At 73.6% G+C, this 23,399-nt stretch carries 22 protein-coding genes; 8 read left to right on the top strand and 14 right to left on the bottom strand.

Translation table 11 applies throughout. The features are described from left to right. Nucleotides 1-3 precede the first annotated feature (3 nt). Nucleotides 4-1,134, top strand: a complete 1,131-nt coding sequence (locus ACFYPG_RS29145) for a sensor histidine kinase (protein WP_387354496.1) — start codon at nucleotides 4-6, stop codon at nucleotides 1,132-1,134. Continuing rightward, nucleotides 1,131-1,763 (top strand): response regulator, encoded by a 633-nt coding sequence (locus ACFYPG_RS29140; protein ID WP_387354495.1) that lies wholly within the window; start codon nucleotides 1,131-1,133, stop codon nucleotides 1,761-1,763. The genes ACFYPG_RS29145 and ACFYPG_RS29140 overlap by 4 nt, the downstream gene beginning before the upstream one ends. A gap of 24 nt (nucleotides 1,764-1,787) precedes the next feature. On the opposite strand, the gene ACFYPG_RS29135 is transcribed toward ACFYPG_RS29140, so the two are convergent. Both ACFYPG_RS29135 and ACFYPG_RS29130 read right to left on the bottom strand, forming a co-directional pair. Then, nucleotides 1,788-2,699 carry a L,D-transpeptidase gene (locus tag ACFYPG_RS29135; RefSeq protein ID WP_355008789.1) on the bottom strand — a complete coding sequence of 304 codons (912 nt, stop codon included), beginning with the start codon at nucleotides 2,697-2,699 and terminating at the stop codon, nucleotides 1,788-1,790. A 75-nt stretch (nucleotides 2,700-2,774) separates the two neighbouring features. Beyond that, nucleotides 2,775-4,220, bottom strand: coding sequence for an alpha-amylase family glycosyl hydrolase (locus ACFYPG_RS29130; protein WP_387354494.1), 1,446 nt, complete (start codon nucleotides 4,218-4,220; stop codon nucleotides 2,775-2,777). A gap of 287 nt (nucleotides 4,221-4,507) precedes the next feature. On the opposite strand from ACFYPG_RS29130, the gene ACFYPG_RS29125 reads away from it, so the two are divergent. The 4 genes from ACFYPG_RS29125 to ACFYPG_RS29110 are packed head-to-tail and all read left to right on the top strand — an operon-like array spanning nucleotide 4,508 to nucleotide 9,176. Beyond that, a complete protein-coding gene (locus ACFYPG_RS29125) occupies nucleotides 4,508-6,127 on the top strand; it encodes a hypothetical protein (protein WP_387354493.1) in 1,620 nt (539 codons plus the stop codon). Next, nucleotides 6,127-7,590, top strand: coding sequence for an NADH-ubiquinone oxidoreductase-F iron-sulfur binding region domain-containing protein (locus ACFYPG_RS29120; RefSeq protein WP_355008792.1), 1,464 nt, complete (start codon nucleotides 6,127-6,129; stop codon nucleotides 7,588-7,590). Before ACFYPG_RS29125 ends, ACFYPG_RS29120 begins: the two co-directional genes overlap by 1 nt. 51 nt (nucleotides 7,591-7,641) lie before the next feature. Continuing rightward, nucleotides 7,642-8,289 carry a TlpA family protein disulfide reductase gene (locus ACFYPG_RS29115; RefSeq protein WP_387354492.1) on the top strand — a complete coding sequence of 216 codons (648 nt, stop codon included), beginning with the start codon at nucleotides 7,642-7,644 and terminating at the stop codon, nucleotides 8,287-8,289. Beyond that, complete coding sequence (locus ACFYPG_RS29110; RefSeq protein ID WP_387354491.1) at nucleotides 8,286-9,176, top strand: cytochrome c biogenesis CcdA family protein; 891 nt, start codon at nucleotides 8,286-8,288, stop codon at nucleotides 9,174-9,176. Before ACFYPG_RS29115 ends, ACFYPG_RS29110 begins: the two co-directional genes overlap by 4 nt. Before the next feature lie 99 nt (nucleotides 9,177-9,275). Here the strand turns inward: ACFYPG_RS29110 and serS are convergent, their stop codons facing one another. The 5 genes from serS to ACFYPG_RS29085 are packed head-to-tail and all read right to left on the bottom strand — an operon-like array spanning nucleotide 9,276 to nucleotide 14,610. Beyond that, on the bottom strand, nucleotides 9,276-10,562 hold the full coding sequence (serS, locus tag ACFYPG_RS29105; protein ID WP_387354490.1) for a serine--tRNA ligase: 1,287 nt from the start codon (nucleotides 10,560-10,562) through the stop codon (nucleotides 9,276-9,278). Nucleotides 10,563-10,603: 41 nt separating this feature from the next. Continuing rightward, nucleotides 10,604-11,731 (bottom strand): MerR family transcriptional regulator, encoded by a 1,128-nt coding sequence (locus ACFYPG_RS29100; protein ID WP_387354489.1) that lies wholly within the window; start codon nucleotides 11,729-11,731, stop codon nucleotides 10,604-10,606. 25 nt (nucleotides 11,732-11,756) lie between these two features. Beyond that, a complete protein-coding gene (locus ACFYPG_RS29095) occupies nucleotides 11,757-12,938 on the bottom strand; it encodes a saccharopine dehydrogenase family protein (protein ID WP_387354488.1) in 1,182 nt (393 codons plus the stop codon). Nucleotides 12,939-12,988: 50 nt separating this feature from the next. Next, nucleotides 12,989-14,137 carry an alcohol dehydrogenase catalytic domain-containing protein gene (locus ACFYPG_RS29090; protein ID WP_387354487.1) on the bottom strand — a complete coding sequence of 383 codons (1,149 nt, stop codon included), beginning with the start codon at nucleotides 14,135-14,137 and terminating at the stop codon, nucleotides 12,989-12,991. Further along, nucleotides 14,134-14,610, bottom strand: a complete 477-nt coding sequence (locus tag ACFYPG_RS29085) for a hypothetical protein (protein ID WP_387354486.1) — start codon at nucleotides 14,608-14,610, stop codon at nucleotides 14,134-14,136. The genes ACFYPG_RS29090 and ACFYPG_RS29085 overlap by 4 nt, the downstream gene beginning before the upstream one ends. A 144-nt stretch (nucleotides 14,611-14,754) precedes the next feature. Between ACFYPG_RS29085 and ACFYPG_RS29080 the strand changes: the two genes are divergently transcribed. Further along, nucleotides 14,755-17,604, top strand: a complete 2,850-nt coding sequence (locus tag ACFYPG_RS29080) for a LuxR C-terminal-related transcriptional regulator (RefSeq protein ID WP_387354485.1) — start codon at nucleotides 14,755-14,757, stop codon at nucleotides 17,602-17,604. A gap of 5 nt (nucleotides 17,605-17,609) precedes the next feature. Here ACFYPG_RS29080 and ACFYPG_RS29075 read toward each other — a convergent pair whose 3' ends face one another. The 5 genes from ACFYPG_RS29075 to ACFYPG_RS29055 form a co-directional block, all read right to left on the bottom strand. Further along, a complete protein-coding gene (locus tag ACFYPG_RS29075) occupies nucleotides 17,610-18,158 on the bottom strand; it encodes a DsbA family protein (RefSeq protein ID WP_091409221.1) in 549 nt (182 codons plus the stop codon). Next, nucleotides 18,155-18,652, bottom strand: coding sequence for a redoxin domain-containing protein (locus ACFYPG_RS29070; RefSeq protein ID WP_387354484.1), 498 nt, complete (start codon nucleotides 18,650-18,652; stop codon nucleotides 18,155-18,157). The genes ACFYPG_RS29075 and ACFYPG_RS29070 overlap by 4 nt, the downstream gene beginning before the upstream one ends. Nucleotides 18,653-18,748: 96 nt before the next feature. Beyond that, the gene (locus ACFYPG_RS29065) at nucleotides 18,749-19,435 is read right to left on the bottom strand and encodes a BON domain-containing protein (protein WP_387354483.1); all 687 of its coding nucleotides are present in this window, start codon (nucleotides 19,433-19,435) and stop codon (nucleotides 18,749-18,751) included. A gap of 645 nt (nucleotides 19,436-20,080) precedes the next feature. Next, entirely contained in the window at nucleotides 20,081-20,476 is a 396-nt protein-coding gene (locus ACFYPG_RS29060) for a hypothetical protein (protein ID WP_355008803.1), read from the bottom strand. Between the two features lie 169 nt (nucleotides 20,477-20,645). Continuing rightward, nucleotides 20,646-20,786 carry a hypothetical protein gene (locus ACFYPG_RS29055; protein WP_238670080.1) on the bottom strand — a complete coding sequence of 47 codons (141 nt, stop codon included), beginning with the start codon at nucleotides 20,784-20,786 and terminating at the stop codon, nucleotides 20,646-20,648. A 386-nt stretch (nucleotides 20,787-21,172) separates the two neighbouring features. Between ACFYPG_RS29055 and ACFYPG_RS29050 the strand changes: the two genes are divergently transcribed. Next, nucleotides 21,173-21,535 (top strand): STAS domain-containing protein, encoded by a 363-nt coding sequence (locus ACFYPG_RS29050; protein ID WP_088949581.1) that lies wholly within the window; start codon nucleotides 21,173-21,175, stop codon nucleotides 21,533-21,535. Between the two features lie 18 nt (nucleotides 21,536-21,553). On the opposite strand, the gene surE is transcribed toward ACFYPG_RS29050, so the two are convergent. Continuing rightward, nucleotides 21,554-22,381, bottom strand: coding sequence for a 5'/3'-nucleotidase SurE (gene surE, locus ACFYPG_RS29045; RefSeq protein ID WP_387354482.1), 828 nt, complete (start codon nucleotides 22,379-22,381; stop codon nucleotides 21,554-21,556). Beyond that, a complete protein-coding gene (locus ACFYPG_RS29040; RefSeq protein ID WP_355008805.1) occupies nucleotides 22,378-23,355 on the bottom strand; it encodes a PfkB family carbohydrate kinase in 978 nt (325 codons plus the stop codon). The genes surE and ACFYPG_RS29040 overlap by 4 nt, the downstream gene beginning before the upstream one ends. Between the last annotated feature and the right edge of the window lie 44 nt (nucleotides 23,356-23,399).

The raw sequence follows: 23,399 nt of genomic DNA, 5'->3' as shown, positions 1-23,399 counted from the left end.
CCGATGGACCTCCCGACCGGGCAGCCGTGGCCGGTGAGCCGCCACTGGCGGGTCACCGGCTGGCTGCTGGCCGCCGTCTGGCTGTTCTTCCTCAACGTGCCGCTCGCCACCGCGCTGCACCAGCCGGAGCTGTGGCGGCGGCTCCTCGGTGTGGTGGCCCTTGTCGTCTTCGGCATCGGTTACGTGTTGCTCTTCCAGTGGGCGCGCAAGCTCCGCCAGTCACTGTCGCCCATCCCGACCGGCCGGGCTCGGGCCGGGCTGGCGCTGCTGCTCGCGGTGGGCCTGGCCAGTGTCCCGGGCACCGAAGGGGACTGGCTGGCCACCCTGGTCTACGTGGCCGCGGCGGCGGTCTTCCTGCTGCCGCTACGGGAGGCGTTGGCCGTCGTCGTGCTCTGTGCGGTGACCCCCGTGGTGGCGTCCCAGCTGGTGCCGGGGTGGGAGGCGGAGAACGGCATCGTCTTCGCGGTGCTGCTCGCCTCGTTCGCCATGTTCGGGGTGTCCCAGTTGGCGCAGCGCAACAGCGAGCTCCGCGCCGCCCAACAGGAGATCGGTCGGCTCGCGGTCGCCGAGGAGCGGTCCCGTGCCGCCCGCGACCTGCACGACATCCTCGGGCACTCGCTGACCGTGGTGGCGATCAAGGCCGAGTTGGCCGGCCGTCTGATCGAGGTCGACCGGGAGCGGGCCGCCACCGAGATCGCCGAGGTGGAGGCGCTGGCCCGGGCCGCGCTGGCCGACGTACGACAGACGGTCGGGGCGTACCGCGAGGTGAGCCTCGCCGCGGAGCTTGCCGGCGCCCGCTCCGCGCTGGCCTCGGCGGGCATCGCGGCGGACGTGTCGGCCGAGGTGCCCGAGCTGCCGCAGGAGTGGGACCGGTTGTTCGGCTGGGCGGTACGGGAAGGGGTGACCAACGTGGTCCGGCACAGCGGGGCGCGGTGCTGCGTCATTCGGGTGCACCCGGATCGGGTCGAGATCAGTGACGACGGTGGCGGGCCGTCCACTCCCGACCCGAGCGGGCACGGGCTGGTGGGCCTGCGGGAGCGGGCGCGGCGGCTGGACGCTGTGGTGACCGTCGGCCGGCGGCCGACGGGCGACGGTTTTCTGCTGCGGGTGCACGCGCCGGGGGAGGCCCGGTGAGCGGCGGCTCCACGCCGATCCGGCTGTTGCTCGCCGACGACCAGGCGCTGGTCCGGGGTGCACTGGCCGCCCTGCTCTCGTTGGAGGAGGACCTGACAGTGGTCGCCGAGGTCGGCCGGGGCGACGAGGTGGTGCCCGAGGCCCGACGCAGCGCTCCGGACGTGGCTCTGCTGGACGTGGAGATGCCCGGCCTGGACGGGATCGCCGCCACCGCGGCGTTGCGGGCCGCGCTGCCGACCTGCCGGGTGCTGGTGGTGACCACCTTCGGTCGACCCGGCTACCTGCGGCGGGCCATGGAGGCCGGTGCGAGCGGTTTCGTGGTCAAGGACACGCCGGCCCGGCAGCTCGCCGACGCGGTCCGCCGGGTGCACGCCGGGCTGCGGGTGGTCGACCCGACGCTGGCCGCGGAGACGCTGGCCGCCGGGATCAGCCCGCTGACCGAGCGGGAGACCGAGGTGCTGCGGACGGCCCGGGGCGGTGGCAGCGTCGCGGACCTGGCCAGGGCGTTGCACCTGTCCGAGGGGACGGTACGCAACCACCTGTCGGCGGCGATCGGCAAGACCGGTGCCCGCAACCGGGCCGACGCGATCCGGGTCGCCGAGCAGAACGGCTGGCTGCTCGGTGAGTGACAGTGCGAGCCGGTGCTCAGGTGCTCAGGCGGTCGGCGGTGGGGCGGCCAGTTGGTCGACGACGACGACGCTGCTGCCGGGGCGGACCTCGGCGAGCAGTTCCCGTTGACCGCTGCGGGTCAGCCGGATGCAGCCGTTGGTGGTGTTCTCGCCCAGCTCGTCGTCGTTGTGCCAGGTGTGCACGCCGATGTGCGCGCCGCGCAGCCCGGACGGCACCGACTCGGGGTCGTCGGGCACCGACCCGAGGGCGTAGATGTCCACCCCGCCGTAGACCTCCTCCGGCGGTGGGGTGCGGCCCAGGACGAAGGTCCGCCCCAGTGGAGTCTCCTGGCCCGACTGGCCGAGGCTGACCTCCCAGGAGCGCACCGCCTTGCCGGCCCGGTACCAGGTGAGCCGGTGGACCTTGCGTTCCACAACGATCTGGTCGCGCAGCGCCACCGTCTCGAACCCGCCGGGCGGCAGCCAGGCGAGCCGGCGGTTGGCCGAGGGCAGCAGGACCGCCGTCCAGCCGGCGCGCCGCTGGGCGATCGGCATTGTCAGCTCGACGCCGCGGATGGTCGGTTCGAGGAAGGCACGCGGCCGACCGCCGGGCGCGTCGTACGCGGCGATCCGTCTCGTCGGGTGCGCGCCGTCGGCCAGCGGTGTGACGTCCATGGTGAACGGATCGGCGGGGAACCCGCCGGGGGCGGGGTCGTAGTCGACCACCGGCAGCCCGTCCGGGGCGGGCGCGGCCGGGGGGATCGACTCCTCCGGGCTCTGCTCCACACTGCTCGGAGTGGGGTCGGCTGCCACCACGTCGCGGTCGTCGGGGGCCGTCGAGCTCGGGGTGAGGGCCTGGCCGACCAGCAGCGCGGTCACCAGCAGCGCGGGTACGCCGATGGCGGCGGCCACCCAGACGCCGCGACGGCGGTACGGAGTCTTTCGGTCAAACGGCACGAAACCACTCTATGGTGGCGGATGCTTCGGGGCCCCCGGTTCGGCGAGACCCGCCGTCCGGAGGCCCCGATCGCGTCAGACCCGCGCGCCGATGTGGATGGCCACAGCGTCGTGCGCCGGCACGTTCGCCGCGAACCAGCCGTTACCGTCCACCGTGATCACCGGACCGCTGCACGTCCCACCCGCGTAGGTGCCGTGGATGACGTCGCAGTACCGACCGGCGGGCAACCCCGTGTAGTAGGAGCGGCCGTTCACCGCGGCGTCCTCGTCGTTGACGGTGAGGAAGCCCTTGCCGCTGCGACTGAACGCGATGTGGTTGTTGCCGTTGTCGTACCAGTTGGCCACGCCGGCACCCTCGGTGGCGTTGCGGAAGCCGACCATGTTGGCGATCACCGGCCAGCGGTGTTCGCACTCCCAGCCGGAGTAACAGGTGGCGTTGAGCGTCTTGTTGGCGCCGTCCGACGGTGGGCCGGCGTCCCGGTTGCTGAAGGTGTAGCTGGACATGACGGTCGGAGAGCCGTACGGCCAGGCCAGCATGAAGGCGTTCGCCAGCGCGTAGATGCCCCGGTCGCGGTAGGTCAGCACCCCACCGGAGTCGCGCTGGGTGTCGTGGTTGTCGACGAACACCGAGGCCGGGCCGGTGGGCAGGTGCCCCCAGCCCTCGCCGAAGTTGCGCAGGTACGCCAACCGCTCGGAGCGGAACACCCGGGCCAGGTCCTTGCCGTAGCGGAACTCGTGCACGTCACCGTTGCCGGTGTACTCGGTCGGCTGGACCGGCTCGCCGGCACCGTAGATGACCTCCTGCACGATGTACGCGGAGCGGGACAGCTTGCCCCTGATGGCGGCGATGTCGGCGGCCGGCATGTGCTTGCTGGCGTCCATCCGGAAACCGTCGACGCCGAGCGAGAGCAGGTCGTTCAGGTACGAGGCGATCTTCGTGCGGACGTAGTCCGACTCGGTCTTCAGGTCCGAGAGGTTGACCAGTTCACAGTTCTGCACCTCGTACCTGTCGTTGTAGTTGGCGATGTCGTCGCCGCCGTTGCGCCCGCAGTGGTGGAAGTCCTGGGTCTGGTAGATGCCCGGGTAGTCGTAGTGCGAGTAGGACGAGCCGGCCCAGCCGGTGCCGCCGTTGTCCTGGCCGGACATGTGGTTGACCACCGCGTCGACGATCACCTTGACCCCGGCCGCGTGGCAGGTGTTCACCATCGACTGGAACTGGGCCCGGGTGCCCTTGCGGGACTCGATCCGATAGCTGACCGGCTGGTACGCCAGCCACCACTGGTTGCCCCGCACGTGCTCCTGCGGGGGCGAGACCTGCACGTAGCCGTAGCCCTTCGGGCCGAGGGTGCTCTGGCACTCGCTGGCCACCGAGGGCCAGTTCCACTCGAAGAGCTGGACGATGACCTTCTTGCCGCCGGACGGGGCGGCGGCGGCCGGGGGTGCCGTCACGGCGGTGGGGACGAGCAGGCTGACGAGCAGGCCGAGGGCGAGGAGCGTCGAACCACGTCGACGTCGGTGCATGGGGACTCCTGACGGGAGCGGGAGCGGGAGCGGGGGTGGTGGTGCGGTGGGGGAGTGCTATCGGCTTGCCGGGATCTTGCAAGCCTGACTGAAAATTGCTGAAAGGTTACAAGCGTGTTGCGAGGACTGTCAATGCATGGGCATTCGTCACTGTCCTGATCGGTGGGTGGGAGCGGGTGGAACGCACTGCCGCGCCCCTCGGTTCGATTTCGGCCGAGAAATTTCCTTCCGCAGGTGATCCGCGCGCCCCGCCGGCCCGTACTGGATGGGGGAGCAGGGGTCGGCCGGTGGTGCGCCGCCGCGAGACGATCGAGGAGCAGATGGCCCGGGCAGAGCAGGACAAGAAGGCGGCGACGGTCCGGACCAGCGCCAGCAGTCGGGGGGTGCGCGCCCCGTCACGGTCGGCGAGCGCCCTGCTGATCGCGTCGGTGCTCGCCGCGCTCTGGGCGGCGATCATGCTGACCGGCGTTGGCCAGACGGCGTACGCGTACGGCTTCTTCTTCACCGAGTTCTTCGCCGGGGTCATCTCCCTGGTGGCGTTGAGCCTCACCGTGATGCTCGGTCTGCTCGCCACCGACCGGCTGGTGCTGCGCATCCCGCACCGGGTGCTGATGCAGTCGGCGCACCGGGCCACCGGCGTGCTGGGCGTAGCCGGGCTCGGCTTCCACGTCCTCACCAAGGTCGCCACCGGGCGGGCGGCGGCGACCGACGCGCTGGTCCCGTTCGTCGGCGGCCGTGGGCTCTACATCGGGCTCGGCACCGTGGCGGCGCTGCTGATGGTCAGCGTGATCTGGACCGGCATCATCCGCGCCCGCTTCGCCGGCGTCGGTCCGAAGTGGCTGTGGCGCACGCTGCACTCCACCGCGTACCTGGCCTGGCCGTTCGCTGTCTTCCACGGCCTCAACGCCGGTCGGGCCGCCGCGCCCTGGGTGATGTTCAGCTACCTGGGCTGCATTCTGCTGGTGGTGCTGGCCCTGCTGGTCCGGTTCTCGGTCAGCATCGGTCGGCGCAGCCGCGAGCAGCACCAGGCAGCGGTGCGCAACGCGGTGATGATCGGCCGGGCCGAGGAGGCGAAGACCGCCAGATCGCTCCTGGCCGGGTTGGGTCGACGCCCGAAGGCCGCCGAGAAGCGTCCCGCCTGGGCGGACACCACCACCGCCACCTGGGCCGCGCCGGCCACGCGGCGCGACCCGGAACGGTTCACCGTCCCGGTGGTGCCCGAGCCCGGTTCCCTCGTCGAGCCGGCCCGGCCGAGCCGTCGTCGGCGGGAGGAGGAGCCGGCCGCCCGCCGCGACACCGAGCGGTCCTCGCGCGGCCGACGTGCCGAGGAGGAGTCGACGACCCGCCGGTCGGCCCGCCGCAGCGTGGAGGAGACCGACACCCGTCGACGGGACGAGGAGGAGGTCGAGCCGGTGACCCGGCGGCGCGCCTCGCGTACCCGCGACGAGGCCGTGCCGACCGGACGGCGCCGCGTCGAGGAGCCGGCCGCCGAGCGGTCCCGTCGCCGGTCCCGCACCGAGGACGACGGCAGCCGTTACTCGGCGCCGCCGCTGCCGGCCCTCGCCGAGCCCGAGGAGCCCTGGGACAGCCCGCGCCGGTGGCAGGCCGACGAGCCGATCTCCGCCGGCCCGGTCTCCAGCAGCCCGATCTCGTCGGCGCCGCGTAGCGGCAGCGGCCGGCACAGCGTCGACGACGACCTGCCCGAGGAGCCGGACTACTGGCGTCCGCCGGCCCGGTACGTGCCGGACGAGGTGGCGCCGCCCGTCGACGACACCCCGACCCTTGTCGACCTGGCGTCCCGCCGCGCCAAGCGGGCAGCCGGCGAGGGCAAGTCCAAGCGCCGCAAGGCCAGCGCCGACGCGGTGGACGGGGCGTACTGGGCCGGGCTGCGGGGTGAGGCGAAGTGATGCGGACCGCCGTGCCACCCGTCGCCTGTGTGGGCGAGCCCCGGCTCACCGCCGGCTTCGCCGAGTACGGCCGACTCGACCTGCGCGCGCACGAGGAGGTGCACGGACCGATCGGCCCGATGGAGCCCGCGCAGCTGCTGCAGCTCGCCGAGGGCATGCAGCTCAAGGGCAAGGGCGGGGCGGGGTTCCCGTTCGCCCGCAAGATGCGCGCGGTGCTGGAGTCCTGCGAGCGGCAGGACCTGGCCGCCGTGGTGGTCGTCAACGCCACAGAGGGGGAGCCGGCCAGCTGGAAGGACAAGGTGCTGCTGACCCGCGCCCCGCACCTGATCCTGGACGGTGCCGCGCTGGCCGCGTACGCGCTGGACGCCGACGAGATCGTGATCGGCGTGGCGGACGACGGGGTCGGCCGGGACTCACTGATGGACGCGCTCGACGAGCGCCGGATGCCGGTGCAGACGACGATCGTCACAGTGCCGCACCGGTTCATCTCCGGCGAGGGCGGCGCACTCGTCAACGGCATCAACGGGCTGCCGCACATCCCGCCGGGCACCAAGAAACGCTCCAGCGACTCCGGGGTCAGCGGTCTGCCCACCCTGCTGTCCAACGCCGAGACGTTTGCCCAGCTCGCCATCGGTGCCCGACTGGGCCCGTACGAGTACGCGGCGCTCGGCACCGACGACGAGCCGGGCACCGTGCTGCTCACGGTGACCGGCGCGGCGGGCCGACCGGCCGTGGTGGAGTGCACCGCCGGCATGCCGCTGCGCGACGTCCTCGACCTGTGCGAGGTGCCGGACGTCCAGGGCATCCTCATGGGGGGCTACCACGGCAAGTGGATCACCCAGGAGGCGGCGGAGAAGGCAGAGGTCTCCCGCAAGGGCCTGGCCGCTGTCGGCGGCACCCTCGGCGCGGGCATCATCGTCCCGCTCGGCGTCGACACCTGCCCGCTCGGTGAGGCCGCCCAGGTGGTGCGCTACCTGGCCGGCGAGTCCGCCGGCCAGTGCGGGCCGTGCAAGATGGGTCTGCCGGATCTGGCCCGCGCGGTGGACCTGGCCGTGGCCGGCAGCCAACCGGCGGACGTGGTGCGCGCCGCCGCCGGCGAGGTGAAGGGCCGGGGCGCGTGCAGTCACCCCGACGGCACCGCCCGGTTCGCGCTCTCCGCGATCGAGGTCTTCGTCGAGGACCTGCGGCTGCACAGCACCGGCGACGGCTGTGGCCGGCGGGTCAAGGGCATGATGGGGCTGCCGGGCGCACCCGATGCGAATCCGCAGAAGCTCACCCTGGACTGGTCCCGCTGCGACGGGCACGGCCTCTGCGCGCACGTCGTACCGGACTTCATCCGGCTCGACGCCAACGGATATCCGGCCTTCCCGGCCACCCCCGTGCCGACCTGGCTGCGCGAGGGCGCGCTGAAGGCGGTCAAGGTCTGCCCGGAGTTGGCTCTCCGACTCGCCAAGGCCGAATAGCGAAGCGTCAGGCCCACCAGGGGTCCCTTCCGGACCGGAACGGAGAAACGGATGCGGATCAGCATGGCCTGGACAGGGGCCGGGCAGTTGCGCCGGGCCGCTGCCGCCGGGGCGCTCGTGGTGGCCCTGTTGGGTGTCGCCGCCTGCACCGGCACCGCGCCGGGTGGGCCCGCCGCCGCCGGATCGGCCCCGGCCTCGACCGATGCCTCGTCCACCACGACCGGGGCGCCACCCACACCGACCGGGGCAGCGTCCACGCCGACCGGCGGGCCGCCGGCCGCTCCGGCGCAGGTCCCGGACGTGCTGCGCTTCACCGGGACCACGCTCGGTGGGGCGGCGTTCGACGCGGCACGGCTCGCCGGCAAACCGGTGGTGCTGTGGTTCTGGGCGCCGTGGTGCGCCACCTGCGCCAGCCAGGCCTGGACGGTGGCCGAGATCGAACCCCGATACCGCGACGCCGTGCCGATCGTCGGCGTCGCCGGGCTGGGCGAGCGGAAGGCCATGAAGGAGTTCGTCACCGAGTTCGACCTCGGCGCGACGACGCAGATCGAGGACACCAAGGGCGCGCTCTGGAAGCGGTTCAAGGTGACCGAGCAGAGCATCTTCGTGGTCATCGACCGGAACGGCGCTGTCGTGCACCACGGCTTCCTGGACGGTGAGGCGCTCACCGCCAAGGTCGCCGCACTGGCCGGGGCGTGACCGCCACACTGCTGCTCGCGCTGACCGCCGGCATGCTCGGCGCTGTCAACCCGTGCGGCTTCGCGTTGCTGCCCGCGTACCTCTCGCTGCTGGTCGCCGGGAAGTCGGACACCCGCGGCGCGGTCGGCCGCGCGCTCACCGCGGCGGCCGGGCTGACAGTGGGGTACGTGCTGGTGTTCGGCGCGTTCGGCCTGGCGCTGGCACCGCTGGCCGGCTGGCTGCGACCCCGGCTGCCGTGGCTGACAGTGGCGCTCGGCGTGCTGCTGGTGGTGGCCGGCTGCTGGTTGCTCGCCGGTCGGCGGCTGCCCGCCCCCGGCTGGTCGGCCCGGGCACCTCGGCTGACCCGCTCCTGGCCGTCGATGGTGCTGTTCGGCGCCGCGTACGCGTTGGCGTCACTCGGCTGCGCCATCGCGCCGTTCCTGGCCATCGTGGTGACCAGCCTCCAGGCCGGCTCGACCGGTCAGGGGTTGGCGCTGTTCGGCGCGTACGCCCTCGGGATGGGTCTGGTGGTCGCGGTCGCCGCGCTCGGGGTGGCGCTGGTGCGCGACGGCCTGGTGGCCCGGCTGCGCGTCGCCGGCGCGCTGGTGCCCCGCCTCAGTGGCCTGGTGCTGCTGGTCGCCGGCTGCTACGTCGCCTGGTACGGCTGGTACGAGCTACGGCTCGCCGCCGGCCGCCGCGACGCCCTGCACGACCCGGTCGTCCGGGTGGCCGCCCAGGTCCAGCGAGCCCTGGCCGACGCCCTGGACCGGATCGGCCCGGCGGTGCTGCTGGCCGCACTGGCCACGTTGCTCCTGGCCGCGCTCCTGGTGAAGCGCGCCCACCGCCCGACCCCAGCCCTTGTCGATCATGAAGTTATCGCCGCGACACGCCGGGGCGACGGGCAATAACTTCATGATCAACCATGAGGGCCCGGTGGGGATTGACCACGGCGGCGGGGCCGGTGTGGACGCACCGGGCCCGCCGCCGTCGACCGCTTCGGGGGCCGGCTAGCGCAGGGGGGTCAGACGGTCGGTGCCCAGGCGGTCCTGGAGGACCTTGGGGACCAGGACACTGCCGTCGGCCTGCTGATTCTGCTCCAGGATGGCCGGGAAGAGCCGGCTGGTGGCCAGTGCCGACCCGTTGAGGGTGTGCACGAAGCGGGTCTGCTTGCCGCCCGGCTCGCGGTAACGGATGGCCGCCCGACGCGCCTGGTAGTCGCCGGCCCAGGAGACCGACGACACCTCCTTGTACTTGCCAGTGCTCGGCATCCACACCTCGATGTCGAGGGTCTTCTTCATCGAGGCGCTGGCGTCACCGGCCGAGAGCAGCGTGCGCTGGTAGTGCAGTCCCAGCCCTTCGACCAGGCTCTCGGCGTGGGCGAGCATCTCCTCCAGCGCCGCGTCGGCCTGCTCCGGCAGGGTGAACTGGAAGATCTCCACCTTGTTGAACTGGTGCCCCCGCACCGTGCCGCGCTCGTCCGAGTGCGAGCCGGCGGACTCCCGCCGGTAGCACGGGGTGTACGCGAACGCCTTCAGCGGCAGCTTCGGCGTCTCCAGGATCTCGTCCTGGTACGCGCCGAGGATCGCCGTCTCCGACGTGGGCAGCAGGAACTGCCCGCGCGGGGCGGACGCCGAGTCCAGGTGGTAGACGTCGTCGTAGAACTTGGGGAACTGCCCGGCGGCGAAGCCGGCCGAATCCAGCAGCAGGTGCGGCGGGAGCAGGAACTCGTAGCCGGCCTTGATGTGCTGGTCGACGAAGTAGTTGAGCAGCGCCCACTCCAGCCGGGCGCCGACCCCGGTGTAGATCCAGAAACCGGACCCACCGAGCTTGACCCCGCGCTCGTAGTCGACCAGGCCCAACGCGCGGCTCAGCTCCACGTGGTCGCGGACCTTCTCGATCGCCGGCGGCTCACCGAAGGTCTTCACCACCCGGTTGGCTTCCTTGCCGCCGGCCACCACGTCGTCGCTGGGCAGGTTGGGCAGCTCACTCATCGCGTCGCGCAGCCGGGCCTGCACCTCGTCCAGCTGGGACTCCAGCTCGGCGAGCTGCTTACGCTCCGCCTCCGGTGCGGCGGCCTGCGGCTCCTCGCCGGCCCGCTTCGCCAGCGCGTACGCCCGGGCCTCGGCCTTGCGGCGCTGCCGCTCGGCGTCGATCTCCGTGATCAGGGCGCGGCGTTCCTGGTCGAGCCGCTGGATCTCGTCCAGGGCACGGGTGACCTCGGCGGGATCCAGACGCTTCGCCAGCGCGGTCGCCACCGCCTCGCGATCCTTCCGGATCAACTCCATGTCGAGCATGCTGCTCCGTACGCCTCCGTCCGGGGTTCACTGGTGAACCATCAGATGCTACCGTCGCGGCCCTCTCGGCCCGGGACGGGGAGGTTCTCCAGCCGGATCGGCATCAGCACCGAGTAGGTGTCGACGTCGTCGGGTCGGCGTACGGCCAGCGGTGCGATCGGCCCATCCAGCTCCAGCACCAGTTGCGGCGCGCCGGCCGCGTTCAGCGCGTCCAGCAGGTAACCGCCGTCCACCCCGACCCGCAGCGCGTCGGTGCCCAGGTCGCCGGCGGGAAGCAGCCGCAGCCCGCCCTGCTCGTCGACGCCGAGCACGGTGACCGGCCGGGTCGTGCCGTCGTGGTCGAGGGCGACAGTGGGTGCCGCCGGGTCGGCCAGCGCGGCGCGAAGCGCGGCCACGTCCACCGGGATCCGGCGCGCGGTCGGCCGCTCACCGACGGACTTACGCAACAGCCGGTGGTAGTCCGGGAAGTCGTACGGCAGGGCGGCGGCGGTCAGCGTGCGGTCGGCAACCCGCACCCGCAGGTCCATGCCCGCCACCGTCAGCCGTACCGGCCAGGTGTCGCCGGTGTCGAGCAGCGGCCGGAGCTGGTCGACGAGGGCGACCGGCAGGAACACCCGCACGGGCGGCCCGTCGACGTCGGCCCCGGCCCGAGCCAGCGCGAGCCGGTACCGGTCGGTGGCGACGAGCCGGACGCCGTCGGACTCCACGTCGAACAGCACCCCGGCCAGCATCGGCAGCTCCGGATCGACGCCGACGGCGAAGCGCACCGCGTCGAGCGCTGCGGCCAGGGCGGTGGGGGTGACCAGGAGTGTGGTGGCGGTCGGCGGGGCCGGGTCCACCAGGGCGCGGAGCCGGTCGACCTCGCGGCGGGCGTCGCTGAGCCCGTCGGCCAGCCGACGTAGGTGCGCGTCGAGCAGTTGGTGCACCACTGCCGGCTCGGCGCGTACCGCGGCGGCGATCTCCGGCACCGGCATGCCGATCCGACGCAGCCCGGCCACCAGCCGGGCCGGCGCGATCTGCCCCTCGGTGTACCAGCGGTAGCCGGTCACCGGGTCGACCAGGGTCGGCTCCAGCACCCCCGCCGAGTCGTAGAAGCGCAGCGCGCTGACGGTCAGGCCGCTGGCTCGGGCCAGCTCGCCGATGCTGTGCAGGTCACTCACGCTGGGCATCCTGCCCCCTCGACCCGGTTGAGGGTCAAGCCGAGCGGTTGAGCACCCGGAAGGTGAGGCCGGCCCGGACGAGCCGGTCGAGCAGCGCGTCACCCATCGCGGCGACCGGGGTGAGCTGACCGGCGGTCGACGGCAGCTCGTCGAACGCCAGGCACAGCGCCGACTCGGCGAGCATCTTCGCCGTCTCGTCGTAGCCGGGGTCACCGCCGGCGACCTCGGTGACCACCCGCTGCCCGCCGCCGGTGCCGACGAACCGGACCCGGAACCAGGACGACGCTCGCTGCTCCGCGGTGGGCCCCTGCCCGGACGCGAGCCGGCCGAGCAGCCAGCGTCGGCTGGGCGGCAGCTTCACCAGCCCGATCAGCGCGCCGAGCCCGGCCGCGCCGGCCAGCACGGTGGGCAGCCGCTTCACGGCGGCGAAGTGCCGGTAGCGGAAGTCCGGGCCGTACTCCGCGCGGGCCGCAGCCGAGCGGCGGACCACCTGCGGGTCGATGGTCGGCAGCGGCACGGTCCAGATGCCCAGCTCCGCCGAGCGGGCCAGCCGGCCGGGCACCGCCCGGACCCGCCGGTCGGTGGGGCGCGGCTCGACCGCCCGACGGTCCCGGGCGGCCTGGCTGGCCTGCCCGGTACGGGAGAACGCGGTGAGCGCCGAGTGGTAGGTGCCGGCGGAGAACCGACCGCCGGCGCGCACGTACCCGTCCACTGTGATCGGGACGTCGGTGGGCAGTTGCTTGACGGTGAACCAGACGCCCAGGTCGTGCGGAACGGAGTCGAAGCCGCAGGCGTGCACCAGCCGCGCGCCGGTGCGTGTCGCCTCGGCGTGGTGACGCACGTACATGAGGTCGACGAACTCCGGCTCGCCGGTGATGTCCAGGTAGTCGGTGCCGGCCCGGGCGCAGGCCCCGACCAGCGGCTCCCCGTGGTGGATGTACGGGCCGACAGTGCTGGCCACCACCCGGGCGCTCTCCGCCACCGCCCGCAGGGACTCGGCGTCCGTCACGTCGGCGGTGAGCAGCGGCAGGTCGGCCAGGCCCGGGTCGATCGCGGCGAGCCGGTCCCGCACGGCGGCGAGGCGCTGCGGGTTGCGCCCGGCCAACGCCCAGCGCAGCTCGGCCGGCGCGTGCCGGGCCAGGTATTCGGCGGTCAGGCCGCCGGTGAACCCGGTCGCTCCGAACAGCACCACGTCGTACGTTCGCTCGCCAGTCATCCTCAGAGTCTGCCATTCGTGGTCGCCGATCAGCGATCACGAGGAGGCGGTCACGGCGTGAACACGGCGCGTACGCAGCCGTCGGCCCGGTCCCGGAACAGCGCGTACCCCTCGGGGCCCTGCGCCAACGGCAGCCGGTGGGTGGCCAGGTGTTCGGTCCGCAGCTCGTCGCGGGCCATCCGGTCCAGCAGCATCGGCACGTCCCGCAGATCCGGCCGACCGGCCCCGCGAAGCGTGAGTCGCCGCTCGGTCAGCGCGCCCAGCGGGAACGCGTCGACGAACCCGCCCGTCGCGCCGAGCACCACCACCACACCGCTCTTGCGGCACGCGTGCACGGCCTCACGCAGCGCGTCCGGTCGGTCGGCGTGTTGGCCACCGAACCGGTCGGCCCTCGACCGGGCCGGCGGCGTGCCGACCGCCACCACGCACACGTCCGGCCCGCGCCCACCGCTTCGGTCGCGCAGTTCGGCCGCGACGTCGGTGTGGCGGTAGTCGAGCGGCTCGGCGTCGGAGTGCCGCTCGGCCATCCGCAACCGCTGCTCGTGCCGGTCCACGACCAGCACCCGGGCGGCTCCGCGCAGCACCGCCGCCCGGGCGGTCACCTGACCCACCGCCCCGGCGCCCCAGATCGCCACCACGTCGCCGGGACGCACCGCACCCAACTCGGCGGCGAGCCACCCGGTCGGTGCCACGTCAGCCGCGAACACCGCCCGGTCGTCGGCGACGGCGTCCGGCACCCGGAAGGCGCTCACATCGGCGTACGGCACCCGCACGTATTCGGCGTGGCCGCCCGCGAAACCGCCCGCCGCCCGGGGCCGGCCGAAACAGCCTGCGTCGGAGCGGGCCCAGTCGGGGTCGGCGCTGGGCAGGTCGGCGTGGGCGTTGTCGCAGCAGGAGTGCAGGCCCTGACGGCAGTACCAGCAGCCGCCGCAGGCCACGCTCGCACCGACCACCACCCGGTCTCCGGCGCGGTGTCGGCGGACCCCGGGGCCGACCTCCACCACCTCGCCCAGGAACTCCGCGCCGAGCACCTCGCCGGGCCGCAGCAGCGGGTGCCGGCCGGCCAGCAGCGGCAGGTCACCGCCGCAGGTGGCGCTGCGCCGAACCCGGACGATGACGTCACGCTCGTTGCGTAGCTCCGGGTCGGGGACCTCGCGTACGGCCAGTTCGTCGGCTGCCACCCAACAGAGCGCTCTCACCCGGGGACCCCGGGGCGGTCCAGCGCCGAGCGGTCCGCGCGGAGCACCTCACCGGTCTCCACCCGTTGCTTGATCTGGCGCAGGGTCCGGCGGACCAGCAGACCCGGGTCGTCGCCGACGACGTGCGCGGCGAGCCCGGTGGGCGGGGTGACGCCGGCCAGCGGTCGGGCGGCCAGTTCGGTGCCCCGGTCACCGGGCGCCGGGCGCACCCGCACCTCGACCGCCCCGTCCAGGCGACGCAGCGGCTCCGGCCAGCGGCCCTCCGGCAGCACCTGCTCCGGCGGCCGGTCGACGGTCACCACCTCCCACCGGGCCGACGCTGCGGCGTCGCCGTCCGCGCCGTGCCGGCCACGCGCCGCGGCGTCACCGTCCGCGCCAGGCCGGCCACCCCGACGGGGTACGCGCAGCAGCCGCGCCGCCCCGGCCAGCGCCGCCCCACCGAGTGCGGATCCCGCCCGCGCCAGCCGTCCCATCGGTACCACCCGTCCTCCCGGTTCACGTCCCCCGATCGTCGGTCGCACCCGGGTGAAGCGCGCTCGCCCGGAAGGGGTGAACCGGCCCGTGCCGGGTAACCGCTCGCCGACCGGGGGCGGAGCGCGTGGTGGGGGTGGGGCTGGGTGCCGGAACAGGATCACGTACGGGTCGAACCGGCATCGGGGCCACCGCTGTTGGCGTCCCGGCTGACGCCGGCCGTGCCGCCGGAGCCGGTGGTCGCCCGGCCCCGCCTGCTGCGCCGGTTGGACGAGGGCAGCGCGGGACCGGTCACCCTGGTCGCCGCTCCCGCTGGCTGGGGCAAGACCACCCTGCTCGCGTCCTGGACACGGCTGGGCGGCGCGCCGCCCGACGTAGAGCCGGGCGGGATGGTGCCGGACTCCGGTGACCTGTCGGTCTCGTCGGCTGACGTCCCGGTCTCGGCGTGGATGTCGGTGGAGGCCGGCGACGACTCCGACCGGCTCTGGGCTTACCTCGCCGCGGCGCTGCGTTCGGCGACCGGGGCGACGGAGGGCGGCCCGGTGCCCGACCGGCCGCCCCGCCCCGACCAACTGGAGGCGCTGGCCGCCATGCTCGCCGCCGCCGACCGGCCGGTGCTGCTGATCCTGGACGACCTGCACCGGGTCGCCGACCCGGCGGCGTTGACCGGCCTGGAGTTCCTGCTGCGGCATGCCGGGCGGCGGCTCCGTCTGGTGATCGGCGCGCGGGCCGGACTGCACCTCCCACTGCACCGGCTTCGTCTCGCCGGCGAGCTGACCGAGATCGGCCCGGACGAGCTGGCGTTCACCGACGACGAGGTGGCCGACCTGCTCACCGCCCACGCCGCCGCGCTGCCGGCGACCGCGGTGCGCCGGCTGCGGGAGCGCACCGGCGGCTGGCCGGCCGCGCTGCGCATCGCCGCCCTCGCGGTACGCGGACAGTCCGACCCGGAACGCTGGGTGGGGCAGTTCGGCGGAGACCACCCGGAGATCGCCGGTTACCTGCGCGAGGAGGTGCTGGCGACGCTCGACCCGGCCGAGGAGGAGCTGCTGCGCCGTACCGCAGTCGTCGACACCGTCTGCGCCGACCTGGCCGAGGCGCTGACCGACCGCGCCGACGCCGGGCAGGTGCTGGCCGACCTGGCCGGGACCGGCGGTCTGCTGCACCGGGAGGACACCCGGCCGCCCTGGTACCGGTACGACTCCCTGCTCGCCGAGCTGCTCCGCGCCGACCTCGCCCGGTTGCCCGTCGACGAGCTACGCGACCTGCACGTCCGGGCCGCCAACTGGTACGCGGGTGACGGGCGGCCCGCCGACGCTCTCCGGCATGCCCTGGCCGCCGGCCGCTGGGACCTGGCCGGTGACCTGTTCGTCGCGCACTGGCCGGAGCTGACCCGCTACGACCGGGACCCGGTGCACGCCCTGGCACCCACCCCGCCACCGGCGGAGGTGATCAGGGCCGACCCGGAGGTGGCGCTGGCCTGCGCCGCCGAGCGCGCGTACGCCGGTGACCTGCCGGCCGCCACCGGTCACCTGCGGGCCGCCGCCGGTCACGCCGCAGGGCTGCCGGTGCCGCGCCGGGACCGGTTTCTGCGGTTGGTCACCGCACTGGAGCTGACAGTGGCCCGGCTCGCCGACGACCGTACCGAGGCCCGGGCCGCCGCCGCTCGCCTGCTGCGCACCCGCCCGGCGGAAGCCACGCCGACCCGGCTGCCGACGGGGGTTTCCAGTTCCGCCCCGACGGCCGGTGGCGGCGGCGCCGCCGACGACCTGGACCTGCGGGCGTTCACCGGTACCGCGCTGGGGCTGGTCGAGTTGGCCGACGGGGCGCTGCCCACCGCCCGGTTCGTGCGGGCCCGGGCGGCCGCGCGGGAAGCCGGCCGGCCGCGCACCGAGCTGGTCGCCGCAAGCCGCGCCGCGCTGCTGCTCGCGGTGCGCGGTGAGCTGCGGGCAGCCGAGCAGGCGGCCAGGGAGGCGCTCGGCATGCCGCCCTGTCGGGGCTGGTCCTGTCGGCTCGACTGCGGCCACGCGTACCTGGCTCTCGCCCTGGTGGCGCTACTGCGCGACCAGCCCGAGGAGGCCGCCGCGAACCTCGCCCTCGCCGTCGGGGCGCTCGACGTCACGCACGGCTGGGCCGGCGACCCCTCCCTGGGCGGCGACTGGCTCGCCGCCGCCGCCTCCGACGAGCCGGTGGCGGCGGCGGTGGCCGCGCTGTGCCGGGCACAGCTGGGCCGCGACTCCGGCGACCCGGCGACCGGCCAGCGGCTGCTCGTCCAGGCCCGGGAGGCGCTGGCCGACCGGCCGTCCGCCGACGAGCTGACTGGCCTGTTGCGGGCCGCCGAGGCCGAACTGCGGGCTGCGCGGGGCGACCTGGACTCCGCCCGCGACCTGCTGGCCGACGCCACCGACGAGGGTGCCGACCCGGTGCTCGCCGTGACGTTGGCGAAGGTGCAGCTGCGGGCCGGTGACGCCGCCGTCGCCGAGCGGACCCTGCCGGACTGGCAGGCGCCGGCCGCCACGTCCTGGCCGCTACCGGTACGCCTGGACGCCGGCCTGCTCGACGCGGTGCTGGCCCAGCGCGCCGGGGACGGGCGTCGGGCGGGTCGGATCCTGGAGCAGACGCTGAGCCTGGCCGGCCCGCAGGGCTGCCGCAGGGTCTTCACCCGCGCCGAACCACCGGTGCGGGACCTGCTTGCCGCGCACCTGGACGCGGGCACCGCGCACTTCACGCTGGTCAGTGACCTGGTGCGGGGCGCGGGACAGGGCGCCGTCGGGCCGACCGCCGGGCCGGGGGGCGCGCTCGACGAGCCGCTCACCGAACGGGAGCTGACCATCCTGCGCTACCTGCAGAGCATCCTGTCCAACGTGGAGATCGCCGCCGAGTTGTCCCTCTCGGTCAACACCGTCAAGACCCACGTCCGCAACATCTACCGGAAACTCGACGCGACCCGCCGACGCGAGGCGGTCCGGCGGGCGCGCGAGCTGCGTCTGATCTGAGCGGGTCAGGCGTTGGCGGCGGCATCCGCTGCCGTCAGCAGGTCGGGCAGGTCGTACCCGCCGTCGTGCCTGATGCCGTTCACGAACAGGGTCGGGGTGCCGTTCACCCCGCTGCGGATGCCCCCCACGAAGTCCCGACGCACCCGGTCCGCGTGCGCACGGTTCTCCACCTCGGCGTTCAACTCGTCCGGCGGCAGGCCGACCTGCTCGACGCCGAGCGAGAGGTGCACCGGGTCGAGCTGGTCCTGATGCTCGTAGAGCCAGTCGTGCATCTCCCAGAACCGGCCCCGGACCCCGGCGGCCTCGGCCGTCTCGGCGGCCCGTTCGGCGTACGGGTGCACGTTGGCGATCGGGAAGTAGCGGTAGACCAGCCGTACGGTGTCGGCCCGCTGCCGCAGCAACTCGTGCAGGTTCGGGTACGCGGCACCGCAGAACTGGCACTGGAAGTCGCCGTACTCGACGATGGTCACCGCCGCGTCGGCCGGCCCCCGGATGTGGTCGTCGGTGGTCACCGGGTCTCGAAGTCGGGCGGTGACCTGCAGTGGCGTGCTCATCGGGTCATCACCTTCCGATCGGCGGCGAGTTGGTCCAGCGCGTCGAAGATCCCGTCGGCGCCGGGGTTGACGTCGGGCGGCGACAGGTAGCTCCAGGTCACCTTCCCCGCCGGGTCCAGCACCACGAGCGCGCGGGCCGCCTCACCGTTGGGCATGTACGCGCCGTAGCTGCGGGCCACCTCGCCCTTGGGCTCGAAGTCGGCCAGCAGGGGGAACTCGATGCCACGGCTCTCCGCGAACGCCCGGTGTGACCAGATGCCGTCCACCGACAGGCCGAGCACCACCGCCCGGTACTGGGCGAAGACGGGTGCCGCCGACTGGTAGAGCGACATCTGGTCACCGCAGACCGGGCTCCAGTCGGCGGGGTAGAAGGCGAGCACGACCGGCTGGCCACGGAACTGCTCGGGCCCCAGCAGGGCCCCGTCCGGGGTGGCCGGCAGGGTGAAACCGGGTGCGGTGCGCCCCGGTTGGATCAGCCCGTTCGGATCACTCATGCCACCAGCCTGCTCCCGGGGTGGGTGAGACGGGCTCACCCACCCCGGGTGGTTCCCCGCCCGTTCATCGCCCGCTCAGCGGGCGTCCGCGCCCGCTCAGCGCAGTACCGGGGCGACCGCGATGTGGTTCTGCACCTCCCGGATGCCCGGTGCGGACCAGGCCACCTGCTCGACCTCGGCTCGTTCGGGCATCGAGTGCACCAAGCCGGCGAGGATCGCGGTGTCGCCGTGCACCCGGACGCTGATCCGTTCGGCCTCGGTCGCTCCGGCCCGGGCGAGGGCGTCGACGATCCGGTCGGCCAGGTTGCGGGCGTCCGGCGCGTTGGCCGGTCGGACGGTGATGCCGTTGCTCACCCCGCGTACGCCGGTCAGCCGGGCCACCGCGCGTTCGGCCGCCCGCCGTTGGTACTCCCACTCGACGTCGCCGTGCAGCGTCACCCAGCCGGCGGAGACGGTGACCTGGAGCTTCTCGATGGGTACGAACGCGTCCCACTCCAGCCCGTGGCTGGCCGCGGCGGCCAGGTCGCTGTCGGCGCGCTCGGTGCCGTTGGTGAGCTGCACTGCCAGGTCGTTCGCGACCGCCCGGACCGAGGCGACCCGGTGGGTGGCTCGTTCGGCGGCCCACTTCTTGGCGTAGCTGTCCACGCGGCCGGTCAGGGTGACGACGCCCTCGGCGACGGTGACGCCGATTTCGTGCGGCTGCACCCGTGGTTCCCAGGTCAGCTCGTCGAGCACGGCGGACTGGATGTCCTGGTCGGTACGACTGATCTCCGCGATGGCCATCTGTCCCTCCTCCGCTGTTCCGATGGCGGACCGGGTGCTGGCCGCGGCCGGAGGCCCGCCGTGCTGCGATCCTGCCGCCGCCCCGGGTGAGCCGTCCTCGCCCGGACCGGGTGACGGAGGGGCCCGACCTGGGCGGGGCGGGTGGGGGAGCGCGTCGAACATCGATTATGGGAGCGCTTCCAAAGCGAGCTGGTTTCGGTTACGGTAATCGCATTCCTCGATTGCGGGAGCCGTCGCGTCGGGTGGTGGAGCCAGGGCAGCTCTAGCCGTCTCGTCGTCGTGCTCGTCCCCCGGGCCACGGCGGCAGTCAGGTGATCGACCCCGTCCCCCGGGGCCCGATCCCGAGAGGAACAGCCCTTGCGCAGATCAGTCCAGCGACCTCCACCGGCGCCGACGTCCACTTCGGCCTGCCACCGACCGACAGCCTCCGAGTACCGCGCCGACAACCACCCAGACCTGCGGTCGACACGGGCGCGAGCCACCGATCAGGTGATCCGGACGGGATCCCGGATCACCACCGATGCACCGGTCCGCCGGGCCGCCTGAGGGGTCCGGCACCCGGCGGACCGGGTTCCACCCGAGCGGGCAGATGACAGCAGGCCCCGCCCGACCGGGGTCGAGCGGGGCCGATGGTGGTGCCGTCGGTCAGACGGCGGGGGAGTTGGGGCGATCGACGTCGACGAACTCCACGTCGTCGACCGTGTCGTCCCGGCTGCCGGCGGCCCGCGCGGCGGAGCCGACGGCCCAGCCGACCGCCGCGCCGACGAGGGCGGCGCCGATCAGGAGCGTCCAGGGCAGTGCCGGCTGGCGGCCGGCGAGCGCGTCGAAGGCCAGCGAGGCGCGGCGTCGCGCCTCCTCGGCGGCGGAGCCCACCAGGTCACCCGCCCCGTCGGCGAGGTCGCTGCTGTTCTGGCGGGCCGATCGGGCGGTGTCCCGCACACTGTCACCGGCGTAGCTGACCGCTGAGAGCAGGTGCTCCCATGCCTGGTCCGCGATCCGCTCCGGCTTGCTGCGGCGGTCCAGCAGGTTGGTTCCGAACATCGTGGTTACCTCCTCAGGTGCCGAAGCCGCCGGCCACTTCGGACTTCGGCGTCTTTCCAGCGCGTCACGGTGTCGCCTATCCCGCAGTGCCCCGCGTCAGCCGGACGCAAACCCCGAGCTGCACGCAGCACCAGTAGCCCGGCGCGCCGGAACTCGGCACGCCACCGAATCAGCGCACGGCTGACACGGCGACACCTCGGGCGAAGTCGTCGTCATCGTCGTCATCGTCGTCTCCGCCACCGAAACCGCAGGCCAGGACGAGGGCGAGCAGAACACCGACGCCGGCCAGCCCGGCAAGTCGCTTGATCATCGAAGATCCTCTCCGTAGCGGTGGTGTCCCGGCCGATGCTAGGGCGCGTCGGCAACCGGGGGCGCGGGCCGCGCCGGCCGACGGTGGGCGACACGCCGACGGCACACGGGGCGGGCGTACGTCACGGGCCGTATGTCGGGCGCGCCGGTTCCGGACCGCTACCCTGGTTCGGCGGCGGGCCGGCCCCGACTGATCGCCGATGGTCAGATAACGAAAAGTCTTGAGTAATCAGATACTGAAAAGTACGGATATGGGTGGCTTTGTGGGCCCGGATCCGTGAATTGCTCATCCCGAGGGGTGGCGACCGAGGCCGTCAGAGGAATACTCTCGGTCGCGGCCCGCGTACTGATGAGGCGCCCGGGGGACGGGCGGGTGGAGGTGCTCGCGTGAGCCTGTCGATCGTGAAGTCGGTTCTGTCCGGTGGTGTCGTGGAGATCGCCCCGCGGGGTGAGATCGACGTCGACACAGCGTACGAGGTGCGCGAAGCGATCGCAGAGGTGCTGGCCAAGGGCCGCCCGCTGCGCATCGAACTCAACATGAGGTTGGTCACCTTCATCGACTCGGTCGGCATCAGCGCCATGGTCGCCGGCTTCCAGACGGCTGAGGTCAGCGACGTCAAGCTGGTGGTGACCCAGCCGAGCCGGTTCGTGCACCGGCAGCTCTGGGTGACCGGCCTGCTCGGCCTCTTCGGTGCCCCGGAGCCCTACTTCGCCGGCGCTGCCACCCCCGAGGTGCTCCCCGGCGCCTGAGCGCGCCGGGTCTCCCCGTCAGGGCTGCTCGTCCAGACCGGTCAGGTCGATGTCGGTCGCCTCGGTGACCGCTCGGATGGCCGTCACCGACGCGTACCCGGCGGCCAGCAACGCCACGTCCGTGCCCGGCTGTGCGGCCTGCCCCGGCTCCTCCAGCGAGGTACGGACGAACCCGTGGCCGGATTCGGCCACCGTTATCTGCACCTGGCCGAAGCTGGCCAGGGTGCCGCGCCGCACCCCGCGCAACTGCCCGTGCGGCAGGTCCGGGGTGTTCACGTTGAGCACGCTCTCCATCGGCGCGGAGGTCAGGCGGGGGAGCAGGTCCAGGGCGACCCGCGCGGCGGTGCCCCAGTGCCTCTCGGCGTCGCGTATCCGGGCTGCGGCATCCACCGCGGAGCCACCGCTCGCGGCCGTCGCCTCGCCGACGGAGAGCACGTCCAGGGAGACCGCCATCGCCCGGCAGCCGTTGCTGGCGGCGGTGAACGCGGCGCCCACGGTCCCGGAGTGCAGCACCGCCCGGCCGGCGTTGGCGCCCCGGTTGACGCCCGAGAGCACCACCGACGGCGGTGGTCCGAACGCCCCGTGCAGGGCGATCAGCGTGATGAAGCCCGGCGACCCGGCGACCCCGTACGTCGGCACCCCCGCCAGGTCCGGCAGCGGATGGTCGTTCACGACGACCCGCCCGTCGCGCTCCACGGCGCTCATCGCGGCGCTGGTGCCGCTCGCCTCCTCCATCGGGGCGGCCACGACGACGTCCAGGCCCCGCCGCCTGGCTGCCCAGGCCAGCGCCTGGATGCCCGGCGCGGCGACCCCGTCGTCGTTGGTGATCAACACCCGCAGGGTCATCGCTCGACCACCCGGCCGGCCAACTCGTCCGGGGTGGTCCGCTCCTGTTGACGGCTGTCCGCCGGCACCAGCCGGACCCGGTCCACCAGGCCGGTGATCGAGTCCAGGCGCCCGGTGCCCAGGCCGTGCCGGGTCACGTTCAGCGCGCCGGCGGCGGCGCCGGTGCGGATGGCGGTCCGAATGTCGCCGCCCCTGGCCACGACGGCGGCCACTCCGGCCGTCATCGAGTCGCCCGCGCCGCGTGGGTCGGCGGCCTCCAGCCGGGGCATCTCGACCTGGAACAGTTCCCCGTCGATGAGCGCCAACGCCGGCTGGTCGGCGCGGCTCACCACCACCGTCTCGGCGCCGCCCGCGTGCAACTCGTACAGGGCCCGGGTCAGCTCCTCGGTGTCGTCGCTGCGGGCGCGGCCGTCGCGGATCAACTCCTCGTGACTGACCTTGAGGAAGAACACCCCGCTCTCCAGCACCGAAGCGAGGTGATCGCCGGAGAGGTCGACCACCACTCGAGCACCGTTCGCGCCGAGGTCGGCGGCGAAGCGTCGGTACAGGTCGGCCGGCACGAGCCACGGTTCGTTCGGCCCACTGAGGATGCTCACCGAGGCCCGTAGGCCCTCGCCGAGGGCGAGGTTGTACAGCTCGTCGATCTCGTGCCGGCTCAGCGGCTGTCCGGGCACGTCGGCGATCTCCTGTCGGGAGCCGTCGCGGCGATCGTGCACGTACCCGCCGCTGCCGGAGTCACGGACCACCACCTTGAGGTCCACACCCTCGCTGACCAGCAGTGGCTCCAGCACCTGGCCGATCTCACCGCCGAGGGCGGCGCAGAGCACCACGTCGACTCCGAGGGAGAGCACCATCCGGGCCTGCCAGACACCCTGCCCGCCGGGGTGCAGGTGCAGCTCGGGGTGGTCGTTGGGCTGGTCCACCATCACCGTCAGCTGTGGGGTGGGCGCGAAGACCATCACGTGCCCACTCATCGGTCGTCGCCGTTCATGCTGGCCGCCCTCCGGCACCTTCGGAA

Source organism: Micromonospora sp. NPDC005553 (genome assembly GCF_042871765.1).
Lineage (GTDB): Bacteria > Actinomycetota > Actinomycetes > Mycobacteriales > Micromonosporaceae > Micromonospora.
This window is presented reverse-complemented; position numbering and strand designations above follow the sequence as displayed.

Excerpts from the sequence above, each read along its gene's own strand:
- ACFYPG_RS29100 (WP_387354489.1), bottom strand. The coding sequence starts at position 11,731 with ATGCCCAGCGTGAGTGACCTGCACAGCATCGGCGAGCTGGCCCGAGCC.
- ACFYPG_RS29145 (WP_387354496.1), top strand. The coding sequence starts at position 4 with ATGGACCTCCCGACCGGGCAGCCGTGGCCGGTGAGCCGCCACTGGCGG.
- ACFYPG_RS29065 (WP_387354483.1), bottom strand. The coding sequence starts at position 19,435 with ATGGCCATCGCGGAGATCAGTCGTACCGACCAGGACATCCAGTCCGCC.
- serS (WP_387354490.1), bottom strand. The coding sequence starts at position 10,562 with ATGCTCGACATGGAGTTGATCCGGAAGGATCGCGAGGCGGTGGCGACC.
- ACFYPG_RS29120 (WP_355008792.1), top strand. The coding sequence starts at position 6,127 with ATGCGGACCGCCGTGCCACCCGTCGCCTGTGTGGGCGAGCCCCGGCTC.
- ACFYPG_RS29130 (WP_387354494.1), bottom strand. The coding sequence starts at position 4,220 with ATGCACCGACGTCGACGTGGTTCGACGCTCCTCGCCCTCGGCCTGCTC.
- ACFYPG_RS29070 (WP_387354484.1), bottom strand. The coding sequence starts at position 18,652 with ATGAGTGATCCGAACGGGCTGATCCAACCGGGGCGCACCGCACCCGGT.
- ACFYPG_RS29060 (WP_355008803.1), bottom strand. The coding sequence starts at position 20,476 with ATGTTCGGAACCAACCTGCTGGACCGCCGCAGCAAGCCGGAGCGGATC.
- ACFYPG_RS29040 (WP_355008805.1), bottom strand. The coding sequence starts at position 23,355 with ATGAGTGGGCACGTGATGGTCTTCGCGCCCACCCCACAGCTGACGGTG.
- surE (WP_387354482.1), bottom strand. The coding sequence starts at position 22,381 with ATGACCCTGCGGGTGTTGATCACCAACGACGACGGGGTCGCCGCGCCG.
- ACFYPG_RS29085 (WP_387354486.1), bottom strand. The coding sequence starts at position 14,610 with ATGGGACGGCTGGCGCGGGCGGGATCCGCACTCGGTGGGGCGGCGCTG.
- ACFYPG_RS29115 (WP_387354492.1), top strand. The coding sequence starts at position 7,642 with ATGCGGATCAGCATGGCCTGGACAGGGGCCGGGCAGTTGCGCCGGGCC.
- ACFYPG_RS29075 (WP_091409221.1), bottom strand. The coding sequence starts at position 18,158 with ATGAGCACGCCACTGCAGGTCACCGCCCGACTTCGAGACCCGGTGACC.
- ACFYPG_RS29095 (WP_387354488.1), bottom strand. The coding sequence starts at position 12,938 with ATGACTGGCGAGCGAACGTACGACGTGGTGCTGTTCGGAGCGACCGGG.
- ACFYPG_RS29055 (WP_238670080.1), bottom strand. The coding sequence starts at position 20,786 with ATGATCAAGCGACTTGCCGGGCTGGCCGGCGTCGGTGTTCTGCTCGCC.